Origin of the sequence: Pannus brasiliensis CCIBt3594, assembly GCF_036688125.1 — a bacterium.
Taxonomy (GTDB): domain Bacteria; phylum Cyanobacteriota; class Cyanobacteriia; order Cyanobacteriales; family Microcystaceae; genus Pannus; species Pannus brasiliensis.
Window position 1 is genome coordinate 1 of the sequence record NZ_JBAFSM010000010.1, and the last position, 12,726, is coordinate 12,726.

The following is a 12,726-nucleotide window of genomic DNA, read 5'->3' on the forward strand; positions in this document are numbered from 1 at the left end:
ACTCCTGACTCCTGACTCCTGACTCCTGACTCCTGACTCCTGACTCCTGACTCCTTGACCACACGACAATTTTTCCATTCCGCTCGGTTGTCTCGGAAATCTCGCGAGCGTCCTATTGTAAAATAAAGTAAATTATTCTTGTATAAACGTCATTATGGTGCTATTTGGATTCGGTAAAAAAACGAAACTTCCGACCCCTTCGGAAGCTCTACCGGGGCGATCGGAAATCATGCCCGTTCCCGCGTATCATTACGTCAACGGCAATTCTCTCAAACCGCCCTTCCCGACGGGATTGGAAACCGCGATGTTCGGGATGGGATGTTTCTGGGGCGCGGAACGGAAATTCTGGCAGTTAGAGGGAGTTTACACGACCGCGGTGGGTTACGCGGCGGGTTATACCCCGAATCCCACCTATCAGGAAGTGTGTACGGGGATGACGGGTCATAACGAGGTGGTGTTCGTGGTCTACGATCCGAAGGTGATCGCCTACGATCGACTGTTGAAAGTGTTCTGGGAAAGTCACGATCCGACGCAGGGAATGCGGCAGGGAAACGACGTGGGAACGCAGTACCGATCGGGCATCTACACCTACAGCGACGAACAGAAACAGTCGGCGGAAACCTCGCGCTCGATGTATCAAGAAGCGCTCGCGGCGGCGGGGTACGGGACGATCACCACGGAAATTCTCGACGCGCCGGAATTCTACTACGCGGAAGTCTATCACCAGCAGTATCTGGCTAAAAATCCGAACGGCTACTGCGGTTTGGGGGGGACGAACGTGGCCTGCCCGCTCTCCACGAACGTGAAGTTATCGTAACGCGTGACGGAAGACCCCGCGACGGGTTTTATTCGATTAACGTCGGTTCGGGTTGAGAATTGTACGATTTTCTGGTGGGAAACCGAGTTTTTTCGGGGGACTACCCCCCGATCCCCCCACCGGGGGCAACACCTTGCCCCCGAACCCCCCGCGCGAGGCCATCGATCATCTCACCGCGAGTTAACCGACAAACCGCGCGATCGAGAGAATCAGCTTATTTATCGCTCGGTTCGCCAGAGAATGACAATCGGGAAAAAATAGTCATTTTTTTGCGTAGAAAGCGTTGGGCTTGTTATTCTGATAGAATTAACCTTCTTTTCGCGGTTCTATCACTACGGCTTTCGGGTAAGACCGGAAAAAAGACGGTTATCCTCGATCGGTGAACTTTTAGCGGGAAGCCGATAGCGGATAGTGCTATAAGTACGGGCGGGTGTCGAACCCGTTCGACGATCGATCATTGTTTAGACGAGAGACCGAGTATCGATGCGCTTACTCCCGGAATTCCTGACGATCCTCTCGATCGCCCTCGCGTTTCCTCCCGCGGCACGAGCGGACAATTTGCCTTCCCCGACCGATCGGGCCGCGGCCCCCTCGCTCCTCATCGACGGGTCGAGTAGTCTGGCCGCGGTCAACCAAGCTTTAAAACAAGCCTTCACGCTCAAATATCCCGATACAAAGGTAAATATTCGCTACGCGGGAAGCGATCCCGCTCTACAGGCACTCGATCGGGGCGCGATCGACATCGCCGCTATCGGTCGTCCCCTCACGGAACAGGAAAAAATTAAGGGATTCCGAACGATCGCCCTTCCCCGTCGCAAGATCGCCATCGTGATCGGCCCGGAGAATCCTTTCCGGGGTAGTTTGAGTCTTCGACAGTTCGCGGCGATCTTTCAGGGAGAGATCACCGATTGGGCGGAGCTAGGACGCGAGGCGGGACGGATTCGGGTGATCGATCGCTATCGGGGAGATACTCGCCAAGCTTTAACCCACTATGACGTTTTTCCTCCCGCTCTGGCGACGGGAGCGAATACCGTTCGGCTAGAAGAGGACAGCACGAACGCGATGACGCGGGAACTCGGAAAGGACGGGATCAGCTACACGATCGCCGATCAAGCGCTGTACAATCCGAACCTCCGCGTGGTGCCGTTCGATACCCCCGCGACCGACCCGCGCTATCCTTTCTCCCAACCCCGCTATCTCGTTTACAAGGATGTCAGCAATCCCGCGGTTCGTTCTTTTATCACTTTCGTGACCTCGCCGGTGGGACAAACGGCGATCGAGACCGCCCCGCCTCTCGCGGAAGCGATCGCTCGCGCGGGGGAAACGATCGAGCCTTCCCCGGTGCCGGAATCGCCTAATGTTCCCGAATCCCCTATCGCTCGCGAATCTTCCACCGTTCCCGAATCACCTAGCGTTCCCGAATCACCTAGCGTTCCCGAATCACCTAGCGTTCCCGAATCACCTAGCGTTCCCGAATCTTCCACCGTTCCCGAATCTTCCACCGTTCCCGAATCTTCCACCGTTCCCGAATCGCCTAGCGTTCCCGAATCGCCGACGGTGACGGCCACGGAGGGATTTTCCCCTTGGTGGCTCGGGTTGTTACTGCTTCCTCTCCTCGTGTTAGGCGGTTTCGAGAGTTGGTGGAGAAATCGTCGAGCCGAGCGAGCCGAGCGAGCCGAGCGAGAGATGACTACCGAGATCCCGCCTTCTCTTCCCATAAACCAACCCGTGGCCAGTCTCCCCCCGGCCCCGATCGCTCCCGAAGAAAGCGATATCATTTTTTCCCCTCCGAACGATCCCCCCGAAACGGCCGCCCCGGTCGCGGATACATGGGAGAGTTCGATCGATCCCGAACCGGCTCCCCCGGCGAAATACGTCCAACGAGAGGTGACAGACGATCGATGGTTTGTCCAGCCCGAGCTTCTAGATGGCGACCCCGACGAGGGAGATCTGACGGGCGACGAACCGAATACCGCGCTAGATTTGCTTCTTTTCGCGGAAGAGGAGGAAGAAACGGGAACGCCGTCGGGATTTCCCACGGGAATCGTTCCCTTCGCCGCCTTGAGCGCTTCGGAAGTCGGTTCTTCGTCCGATCGAGCCGTGTCGGGGTCGCGCGAGATCGACCCGACCTCGAAACATTCTCTCGCTCCCATCGTGCCGAATCGGACGATTTTAGAGGCGGATGCCCGCTCGCATTGTTATCAGTTGAGCGACCTACATTTACTACATTGGGACTCTCGATCGAATTCTATCTATCTACAGCCGGGACTCTACTGGATCAAGATCGTCGGCGGGGAAATCCGCTACGGAACCGACGAGCTTTTCGCGGAGATGGAAGCGGTGGTTCTCCTCTGGATTTTCGGCGGGCGGTTTATCAATCAGCAAACGAAGGTCGAAAGCGAGCAGACGTGGGTATTTCTTAACGGCTACGAGGATAAATTAATCCTGCAAGTTCTCGAATCGACGAGACTGTGCGCGTTATTCCCCGACGCGGGAGGGGGGGACAATCACGGACAGATCGAACTATCGGTCAAGCGATCGAGAAAACACTCGCGTACCCGTTAAACCGTAACGGCTTGAGGATTACCCGCGCGGGATCGGCGATCGAGAAAATTAGAAAACAATCCAGTCTCTATACTTCCTCGGCGATCACTTTCGCCAATAACTTTTCTAACTTCTGTCGAACGGAATCGTGGGTGTATTCATCGTCCGGGTGAGGGACTTGATCCGGTTGCTGGAAATGCGGGCGTTCGCCGTACATTTGCCCCCATTTCACATCGACTCGATGCACCACCTCGTATAACAATTGATCGTTCCCTAAAATCTCCTCTAGAATTAACTCTAGCCCGCGTAAGGGAGAATTTAGATTTCGAGCCACTTTCCCCATCTCCTCATCGACAAGGAGTTGTAAGATCGCCTGTAACGCGCCGGAAGAATCGCCGAGATTCGCCGCGATAAATTGTTTGATTTCCGTGGTTACTTGCACGAGTTTGGGAACGGGGGATTCGCCCTTGAGAAAATCGCCTCCCTCTTTCGCGATCAAATCGGCTAGGCTAAACTCGCGGCCTCGTAAAATATCTCGCTGTAGATCCTCGTCGTTTACTGTCATCGTCGGAAAAGATTCGCGATAATGGATTTTATTACTTATCGTGACATTATAGGAACTATGGGGATCGATCGCACCGAATACCGTCAGCGCCGCGAACGCGTTATGGAGAAAATCGGCAATGGAACCGCTATCATCCGTAGCGCGCCGATGGCCGTTATGCACAACGATGTCGAGTATACCTACCGTCAGGATAGCGATTTCTTCTACATGACGGGGTTTAACGAACCGGACGCGGTGGCGGTTTTAGCCCCTCATCACCCGGAACATCGCTTTATTCTGTTCGTTCAGCCGAAAGATCCCGAAAAAGAAACGTGGACGGGCTATCGCTACGGCGTGGAAGGAGCGAAAGAGGTTTTCGGGGCCGATGAAGCCTATCCTATCAGCGAACTGGACGAGAAATTACCGCAATATCTGGAAAAGGCCGATCGCATTTACTACCATCTCGGCCGGGATAAAACGTTTAACGCGAAAATTCTCGACCACTGGCAGAGATTAATCGCCACTTTCCCCCGTCGCGGAACCGGCCCCGTCGCTTTAGAGGATACGGATTTTGTCCTGCATCCGATGCGTTTGGTGAAAAGTGAGGCGGAATTAGCCACCCTCCGCACCGCGACGGCGATTTCCGCCGAGGCGCACAATCGCGCGATGGAATTCACCCGCCCCGGTCATTACGAGTACCAGATTCAAGCGGAAATCGAGCATACTTTCCGATTACAGGGCGGAATGGGGCCGGCTTATCCCTCGATCGTCGCCAGCGGCGCGAACGCTTGCATTTTGCACTATATTAATAACGATCGACAGGTGCGAGAGAACGAGCTTTTGCTAATCGATGCGGGATGCGCCTACGACTACTATAACGGCGATATTACCCGCACATTCCCCGTGAGCGGCAAATTTACCCCGGAACAGAAAACTATCTATGAAATCGTCCTGAACGCGCAATTGAAAGCGATCGAGGCCGTGAAAGCGGGCAATCCCTATCATCAATTTCACGATACCGCGGTTCGGGTTCTCGTCGAGGGATTGATGGATCTGGGCTTGTTAGCGGGCGATATCGAGGAGATTATCACGGAAGAGAAGTATAAACCCTTCTATATGCACCGAACCGGTCACTGGTTGGGGTTAGATGTCCACGATGCGGGAAATTACAAGGTAAACGCGGAAACGTGGCAGAGTCTGCAACCCGGACACGTTTTAACCGTCGAGCCGGGCATCTATATCGCGCCGGATATTAAACCCGCGGAGGGACAGCCGGAAGTCCCGGAAAAATGGCGCGGCATCGGTATCCGTATCGAGGATGACGTGTTAGTAACCGCGGACGGAAACGAGGTATTAACGGCCGCGGTTCCGAAAAGGGTGGAGGATATCGAACGGTAATCGAAAGGGTAGGGCGATCGAGTTCGATCGCCTACTATCTTATTTTTTGTTTTGTATATAGAAAAAGACAATACCGGCGAGAGATATTTATTAGGTAAAACAGGAGATCTCGCGATGGATACTGTAAAAGAATATCGAGAGGTTATTGAAAGAGTAATTGAAGAGTATTATCGAATTCCTTACTCCTACGGAGAATTATCTCGAAAATTTATTATCGATAAGGACGAAAATAACTTTTTATTGTTAACGATCGGATGGCAGAATGATAAGCGAGTTCACGGCTGTTTAATTCATGTCGAGATTATCGGGGATAAAGTTTGGATACATCGAGACGGTACGGAAGACGGGATCACGGACGAGTTAGTGGCCTCGGGGATTCCGAAAAAGCAGATCGTTCTCGGATTTCACCATCCGGATGTTCGTCCCTACACGGAATTCGCGGTTAATTGAAATTGTTTCATGAAAGATCGATCGATCCGATCTTTCCACCACCACATCAAGGACGATTCGCAAAAAAACGATCCCCGCGAGGCGATCGCGCGTTTATCTCCCGTCCCGATTAAACTGAGATGATCTTTTTGCGGGAAATAGGGTTTTAACGGTTTTCCTTGAATGATTCGCTGTAAATTCTCGAATAACGGTTGTCCCTGACGGACGGCGAAAACTCCGGCTTTCGGACGGGGATAATTTTCGATCGAGGCGATGTCCCCGGTGGCGAAAACGCGGGGATGAGAGAGAGATTGTAAAGTATTTTCCACGAGAATAAAACCCCTCTCGTCGGTGGCTAGTCCGGACTCGGCGATCCATTTCGGCGCGGAAGCGGACGTTACCCAGATGATAGAATCCGCGTCGAGAATTAATCCCGATTCACAGAGAAGGCGACGCGGTTGGACTTCCGTTACTGTTTCCGAGAAAGATAGCCGGATTTCTCTTTGTTTTAAAATCGTTTCTAATCGTTGGCTAACCCGATGATTATGATCCGGGAGTAATTTTTCGCCGCGGTGGACGAGATGGAGGGTTAATCCCTGCCGAGTCCCGCGAAGGTTTTCTAGATGGGCTTGCATATTTAGGGCTAATTCTACCCCTCCCGCACCACCTCCGACGATGGCGATCGAGAGGGGTTTATCGGGCGATTTGGTGGCGTTTTCAAGGATTTCTTGCCATCCTTGTAGGAAACGGGGGACGGGTTTCGCGGGGATGGCGTATTCTCTCGCCCCTTTTACGGCTACCGTGTCGGGGGTACTGCCGATATCGATCGCTAGATAATCGAACGCGACGGGGGAACCGTTCGCACGAATTACTTGACTTTTTTCTATATCTATGTATTCGGCTCGATCGAGACAGAAATTCGCCCCCGCGAATCGCGCTAGGGATTGAAGATCGATATGGGTTTCGGCGAAGTTGTAAAAACCCGCGACGTAACCGGGCAACATTCCCGAGTAGGGGGTGTGGATCACGTCGCTAATTAGGGTTAATTCCACCGAGGGGAGAGGTTTTAGCCCCCACGATTTTAAAGCGATCGCGTGGCTATGTCCCCCACCGATGAAAACGAGGCGCGCTTTTGTTGTCATGAAAGAAACTCGATCGATATCTCTATGATGCTAGAGAAAGAGGGGATCGATCGAGCGCGTCCGGGATAATCTGTCATCCTTTGACACACATCACCTGTTTGAGGGTGGCGACGACTTCCACGAGATCCGCTTGACGTTCCATCACCTGTTCGATCGGTTTGTACGCGCCCGGAATCTCGTCGATAATGCCTTCATCTTTGCGACATTCTACTCCTTTAGTCTGTTCGATTAAATCATCGAGAGAGAAGGTTTTTTTCGCTAGATTTCGAGACATTAAACGACCCGCACCGTGGGAACAGGAACAGAAACTATCGTGATTTCCTTTCCCTTTGACGATGTAGGATTTCGCACCCATCGAACCGGGGATGATACCGTAATCGGTTTCGCGCGCGCGTACCGCTCCTTTTCGGGTAACGTACACTTCTTCGTCGAAATGAACTTCTTTTTCGGCGTAGTTGTGATGACAGTTTACCGAGAGTAAGGGTTTTGTCAGTTTGCCTCCCGCGAGATGTTTTTCGACAATTTTCTTGAATCGGGACATCATCACGTCGCGGTTATAGCGCGCGTATTCCTGCGCCCATTGGAGATCGTGCCAGTAGGATTCAAACTCTTTCGTTCCCGCTACAAAATACGCGAGATCGGGGTCGGGAAGTTTGTTTTCCGCGAGTTTGGCGAGATCTTTCGCGGTGTTGATATGACATTGGGCGAGTTGATTGCCGATGCCGCGGGAACCGGAATGAAGCATCAACCAAACATAATCTTCTTCATCGACACAAACTTCGATAAAGTGATTGCCACCCCCGAGAGATCCCATTTGTTTGAGGGCTTTACTTTCTAGGTTCTGAACGCCTTTGTGGACGTTTTTGAACTCTTTCCAGCGATCCCAGTTGCTCACTTCTCGATCGATCTCTTTATTTTCATTGAAACCGACGGGGATCGACGCTTCTACATCGAGGCGGATTTTCTTCAGTTTCCCTTCTAATTTTTCGGCTTTAAACGGCATCTTAATCGCCGCCATCCCGCAATTATGAACGAAAACGCCCGCGGTCAATGCGAAATTATTATATTCGGGAACGCTGAGACAATAGACATCCTCGCGTCGATCGAGAACCGTTACCGAGACTACTTTATGATTGTAGCCGTGTTCGCGTTTTCGATGGTTATGTAAGCCGATCGGACTTTTAATCGCTTCACCACAAGTTTCACAGGTATAGATACGATTGGCGATTTCTTTACTTTTCGCTCTCCCTTTTTCACTTTGATTGTAAGTTACTAGATATTGTTTTCCCCGTTCGCCGTTATCGGCAACGGAGGCTTTAAAATGTTCGGGGCGATCTTGCATATATTGTAGGATGTTTTTCGTCCCTCTCTCCGCGAAATCTTGATAGCCGTCCGGGGTTTTCGCTTTACGCGCTAAAGCTTGTTTGCGATTGCGCTCGAATTCTTCGGATTGCCAGTGAGTGTTTCTTTCGGTGAGCGATCGATGATAGGCGGAATGATCTCGATCGCCCATGAATTCTAAATTCTCCGGACGGTTATCGGCTTGCTCGAAGTTTTTGTGATGGATGACCGTTTGTTGACCGAGAATTTTGGGAATTTCTCCCAACAATCCCGATCGAGCGATAATCCAATGGGCTTTTTGCCATCTTCCCGAATAATTTTGTTGGATCAGCGTGTAACCTTCTTTATCCGTTTTCGAGTAAAAAGGCATTAAAGAGGTGTCGGGTTGTAATCGCGACGCTTCTAAATAACTCCCATCTCTGAGCATGAAAAGGTGATCGGGAGTACAGGTAATTTCCTCGCCATTGTCTAGCGTAACTTTTACCAAGGGCGCATCACGACGGGTTAAACGGGCGCTCGCTTCCGCCGCGACAATTCGACCGGTGCTAGTGCAGGAATAAATATAAAACGCGTCGCCTCGGTTCGCCAATTCCCCGATCGAGTAGGATTTTCCATCGACCAAAGGAATTAAAGTATCGGCGGTAAAACAACCGATATCCACGCCAACGGCGGCGGGAATTACCGCATCTTTGGTGGCGATAACGGAACCGACTAACGCGCCTTTTCCTAAATGCACGTCAGGCATCAGGGAAACGTGTTTGAAGACGAAAGGTAGGGAGGCGACATTTTTGGCCATCGCCGTTTCTTGGGGGCCGAGTTGGTGGCCGGCCCAGGAGAGTACGGGGGTGGGTGTCGCGATTTCTAAGGTTTCGTAGGACATAAAGTTATGAGGGCAGAGGGCAGGGGGGAAACGGGAAAAACCCGTCCCCGAAACTGACCTCTACCGGGTAAGCGTGAATCTATTATCTATAATATATACTACAAGTGTAATATGCGCTAGAGGTTTGTGCTAAAAATTTCGTTGAGGAGTGTTACGAACTCGTCTTTTTATTCTATCCCCGTAATCTCGGATAATTTCCGGAGGCTATCAACCGTTGACGATCGAGAAGACGTTTCCGGGTATTAAATTGTAATAATCTCGCTGTCGCTTGACCCGTTCTCGTCACGCCCTCGATCGTGGCATAATTTAAGACAAAATGTTCCGACCATCTTTGTTGACGGGGGTGGAATAAACGAATGACATCTCCCGTATCTAGATCTAGCGTCGCGAAGTCAGAACCCTTGTGACGGTTACAGGACAAACACGCGAGGGCTAAATTTGACTCGATAGTTTTACCGCCATGTTTAACGGCGATAATATGGTCGATCTCGTGATTGTAAATTGAAAAAATTTGATGAAGCAGACAGTATTCACAATAGCCGTTCGCTCTCGTGATGACAAATTGGCGTAATTCGGTGGGGATGAAAGTCATTTAGGAGATCGATCGCATCGCTCGTGTTTTCAGTAAAATCATTAAATGTTCTAGCTGTTCGTAGGTGTCTAATTCGGCGTTCTCTTCGGCGGTAAGGGTGGATTCTCGGTTTTTATCTAATAGAAATTGGAGACGGTTCTGGCAACGGGGGGAAACTTTAAAAGCGACGATCGCATCGGGAGTCGGACGGTGCAGGAGAAAGTCTAATACTTCCGTGTAGACGGGATTTTCGGCTACGGTTGCCGGTTTCGGGTCTACGGGGGTGACAATTTTCGCTAAGAGATCGGGTAGATGTTCTCGCAGGGGTTCTAATCGATTCGCTAGTTCATCGGGAAGATCGATCGAGAAAGTCGCCATAATGATTCACGGGAAAAAGCTTTTTTAATTCTATCCATCCAAACATTCGATCGTATACTACAACTGTAATATACGCTGGAGATCAAGAAAGCTCGCGTAAAAGCCGTGTCGCCTCGTCGTAAGCCACGCGATAGCAATAGTCGCCCCCGTCACAGGTGGCTAATCGTAACGCCTCCCGCACGAGATCCCGCGCCTCGGTCAACTCGCCCCGTTCCCTCGCTCTCTCGGCTAGAAATAGGCGAATATCCGCCCCTTGCAGGACATAGCGACTTCTATCGCTGATTATCATTGCCTCTTCCGCTAACCGTAAAGCCTCGTCGGTCTGTCCCTGTTCTGCCCGCAATCGGGCGAGATCGAGCAGGATATCGGCTTCATGATCGACCATGTTGATGGTACGGCAACGGGTGAGGCTTTCGTTTAGGTGGTGTTCGCTCTGGTCGAGGTTGCCGTTAACTCGGTGAGATGCGCCTAGAAGCCAGTGAGAGCGAATGTAGTCTCGTTCGATGGGATAATTGGTACGAGCGTTTTCATCGACGAGTTCGAGCGATCGCCCGGCCGCCGATAGAGCCGTTTGTCTCGCGCTGGTGTCTCCCTGTCGAAACTTCAGCAGGGCGATTAAGGCTCGATAAGACCAAACAATGCCTTGCCATTGAATATGATTATTTTTCTCGAATAGTTCTAACGCTGTATCCAACTCCCTTTCTGCCTCCGCCCAAACTCCCCGATAGGCCAGCAATCGCCCTAATTCTTGATGTCCGATCGCCTCGTTGAACTCATTCTCGATCGCTTGGCAGAGAGCGATCCGGCGGCGCAGGTTGGCCTCGGCGGACTGTAGCGAGCCGAGCGTGAGTTGCTGATAGGCTAGGTTTCCCAGACCGATCGCTAGGTTCTTCTTATCATCCGCTTTTTTCCGAATAGCGATTTGTCGCTCGTACAGCGGTATCGCCTTCGCTGGTTGACCGTTCAGGCTGTAACTATTTGCCAGTGCGTTCAGCGTCCAAGATCGAGTGATCTCATTCTTGAGTTCGGGCGATCGATCTTCGCCATGCGGGAAGAGGGCGCGCAGGAGTTCGATCTGAAGTTGGTAGGCTCCGAGTTGGTAATAAGTCGCTTCGCTAATGCGATCGCGGAACAACTCGAACGCCTCATCATACCGACCCGATCGAACCGTATGATGATACAACTCGATGACCGGGACTAGATCTTCCAATGTCGTCACCTTTTCCGGTGGTGGGACGGCGGCGAAATAGTCCCGCATACGTTCGTGTTCGGTGGTACGATCGACATCTATCAGGCGATCGTAGGCATAACGACGGACGATCGGGTGTAGGTCGAAACGGCGATTCTTTTTGTCGTGATTCAGTAAGCCTCGATCGATCAGTTCGTACAGATTCGCCTGTAACTCACTATCGCCCTCGGAAATCGCCTCTAATACCTCCAACTCCACCGGACTCCGGAAACAGGCGATCCGACTTAATAGCGCTTGGCAGGCAGGGGATAGAAAATTGTAAGCGATTTCTAAAACGTGGTGTTGTCGCTGTCGCAGATCGCTGGTCACGTCCAGAGAGAACGCGACCCGAATATCATCTGGATTCCGCAGATCTCTCCGAATACGCCCGCTTAATAGCTGTAAACTCAGGGGATGACCCCCGTAGGTATCCGCCACCCGTGCAAACTCGTCCCGTGTCCCCCGAATCCCCTGACTCTCGAAAAAAGCCACCGCGTCCCCGGCACTCATCCCCGCAAGTTCGAGCGTCCGACATCCCGCTAAAGGTAGATTGTCGTGACGATCTTCCACCGCGCGGGGACAGAGACGGGTAGACATCAACACCTTACCCCGTAGATCGCGCCGACTGGACAACTCGCGCAGGAAATATTCGGCGAGAGGATGGATACAATCGCGCGCTTCCGCTTGTAATGCGGAGGAAGGGGAATCCCCGACCTCATCCCCCTGATAAGCGGCGTTCATACTGCCATAAGCCCGCAATTCCCGCTCGAAACCATCCATCACGATTAACGCGGGGATTCTCGTCAGAAGAGCTAAAACGTCCTCTACCTGTTGCCGTGGCGATCGATTCCCCGGCTGACAACCGCTCAAATAGGCGAGCGCTACCCGTATAAAATTGGTAAAGTTCGCCGATTCCTCGTAAAAACTCCACCAGAGAACCTTTTGCCAAACTCCCTCGCGCGTTTTCACCTCTTCATTCACCCATTCCCAAGTCAGCGCGCTTTTCCCGAACCCACCCAACGCCGAAAGGATAAAAAGCGGGTGTTTCGGGTCATTTTCCAGCCAATCGGTCAGCGTCTGCCGTTCTTCCATCCGTCCGGTAAATTTCCCCGACGAAGCGTAGGAATGAGCGAAATACCATCCCGAAAGAATTTCTGTTTCGTCCGGTTGGCGGGAATCTCTTATCAGTTTCAAAAGCTCTTCTCGCACCCTCTCTAAACCGCACCCCGTAGGCGAATTCGCCCAATTCAAAAACTGATCGACCCGAATTGCCGATTCTGCCTGTGTCGGGGGAAGGTATTTTAATGGTACTTTTAAAGCGTAGACGAGAGCGTTAAAATCCGCGGGGATTAGTTCGATGAGGGTTTTTCTGAGTTGTAGGCGATCGAAAAGAGGGGGCATGATGGCGCTGGCGAGATCGAGGGAGACGCTACCTTAAATTCTAGCCTTCCCCG

10 protein-coding genes are annotated in these 12,726 nt (G+C 51.8%); 4 read left to right on the top strand and 6 right to left on the bottom strand.

The features are described 5' to 3' along the window. The first annotated feature begins 154 nt into the window (after positions 1-154). Positions 155-817: a peptide-methionine (S)-S-oxide reductase MsrA gene (msrA, locus tag V0288_RS06465; RefSeq protein ID WP_332864234.1), complete on the top strand. Its 663-nt coding sequence runs from the start codon at positions 155-157 to the stop codon at positions 815-817. Between the two features lie 483 nt (positions 818-1,300). Then, entirely contained in the window at positions 1,301-3,382 is a 2,082-nt protein-coding gene (locus tag V0288_RS06470) for a substrate-binding domain-containing protein (protein ID WP_332864235.1), read from the top strand. Positions 3,383-3,449: 67 nt separating this feature from the next. On the opposite strand, the gene V0288_RS06475 is transcribed toward V0288_RS06470, so the two are convergent. Beyond that, positions 3,450-3,926: a hypothetical protein gene (locus V0288_RS06475; RefSeq protein WP_332864236.1), complete on the bottom strand. Its 477-nt coding sequence runs from the start codon at positions 3,924-3,926 to the stop codon at positions 3,450-3,452. A gap of 57 nt (positions 3,927-3,983) precedes the next feature. Here V0288_RS06475 and V0288_RS06480 point away from each other — a divergent pair, with 57 nt between their 5' ends. Both V0288_RS06480 and V0288_RS06485 read left to right on the top strand, forming a co-directional pair. Further along, positions 3,984-5,303 (top strand): aminopeptidase P N-terminal domain-containing protein, encoded by a 1,320-nt coding sequence (locus tag V0288_RS06480; RefSeq protein ID WP_332864342.1) that lies wholly within the window; start codon positions 3,984-3,986, stop codon positions 5,301-5,303. A gap of 114 nt (positions 5,304-5,417) precedes the next feature. After that, complete coding sequence (locus V0288_RS06485; protein ID WP_332864237.1) at positions 5,418-5,753, top strand: XisI protein; 336 nt, start codon at positions 5,418-5,420, stop codon at positions 5,751-5,753. Here V0288_RS06485 and V0288_RS06490 read toward each other — a convergent pair. From V0288_RS06490 to V0288_RS06510, 5 genes are all read right to left on the bottom strand, one after another. Continuing rightward, on the bottom strand, positions 5,729-6,874 hold the full coding sequence (locus V0288_RS06490; protein ID WP_332864238.1) for an FAD-dependent oxidoreductase: 1,146 nt from the start codon (positions 6,872-6,874) through the stop codon (positions 5,729-5,731). The two genes, V0288_RS06485 and V0288_RS06490, sit on opposite strands and share 25 nt — an antisense overlap. 73 nt (positions 6,875-6,947) lie before the next feature. After that, positions 6,948-9,095 carry an intein-containing RctB family protein gene (locus V0288_RS25270; RefSeq protein ID WP_332864239.1) on the bottom strand — a complete coding sequence of 716 codons (2,148 nt, stop codon included), beginning with the start codon at positions 9,093-9,095 and terminating at the stop codon, positions 6,948-6,950. Between the two features lie 172 nt (positions 9,096-9,267). Continuing rightward, the gene (locus V0288_RS06500) at positions 9,268-9,687 is read right to left on the bottom strand and encodes an HNH endonuclease (protein WP_332864240.1); all 420 of its coding nucleotides are present in this window, start codon (positions 9,685-9,687) and stop codon (positions 9,268-9,270) included. Continuing rightward, positions 9,688-10,044 carry a hypothetical protein gene (locus V0288_RS06505; RefSeq protein WP_332864241.1) on the bottom strand — a complete coding sequence of 119 codons (357 nt, stop codon included), beginning with the start codon at positions 10,042-10,044 and terminating at the stop codon, positions 9,688-9,690. A gap of 82 nt (positions 10,045-10,126) precedes the next feature. Then, positions 10,127-12,673, bottom strand: a complete 2,547-nt coding sequence (locus tag V0288_RS06510; protein ID WP_332864242.1) for a tetratricopeptide repeat protein — start codon at positions 12,671-12,673, stop codon at positions 10,127-10,129. Positions 12,674-12,726 lie beyond the last annotated feature (53 nt).

Excerpts from the sequence above, each read along its gene's own strand:
- V0288_RS06500 (WP_332864240.1), bottom strand. The coding sequence starts at position 9,687 with ATGACTTTCATCCCCACCGAATTACGCCAATTTGTCATCACGAGAGCG.
- V0288_RS06490 (WP_332864238.1), bottom strand. The coding sequence starts at position 6,874 with ATGACAACAAAAGCGCGCCTCGTTTTCATCGGTGGGGGACATAGCCAC.
- V0288_RS06480 (WP_332864342.1), top strand. The coding sequence starts at position 3,984 with ATGGGGATCGATCGCACCGAATACCGTCAGCGCCGCGAACGCGTTATG.
- V0288_RS25270 (WP_332864239.1), bottom strand. The coding sequence starts at position 9,095 with ATGTCCTACGAAACCTTAGAAATCGCGACACCCACCCCCGTACTCTCC.
- msrA (WP_332864234.1), top strand. The coding sequence starts at position 155 with ATGGTGCTATTTGGATTCGGTAAAAAAACGAAACTTCCGACCCCTTCG.
- V0288_RS06510 (WP_332864242.1), bottom strand. The coding sequence starts at position 12,673 with ATGCCCCCTCTTTTCGATCGCCTACAACTCAGAAAAACCCTCATCGAA.
- V0288_RS06470 (WP_332864235.1), top strand. The coding sequence starts at position 1,301 with ATGCGCTTACTCCCGGAATTCCTGACGATCCTCTCGATCGCCCTCGCG.
- V0288_RS06485 (WP_332864237.1), top strand. The coding sequence starts at position 5,418 with ATGGATACTGTAAAAGAATATCGAGAGGTTATTGAAAGAGTAATTGAA.
- V0288_RS06475 (WP_332864236.1), bottom strand. The coding sequence starts at position 3,926 with ATGACAGTAAACGACGAGGATCTACAGCGAGATATTTTACGAGGCCGC.
- V0288_RS06505 (WP_332864241.1), bottom strand. The coding sequence starts at position 10,044 with ATGGCGACTTTCTCGATCGATCTTCCCGATGAACTAGCGAATCGATTA.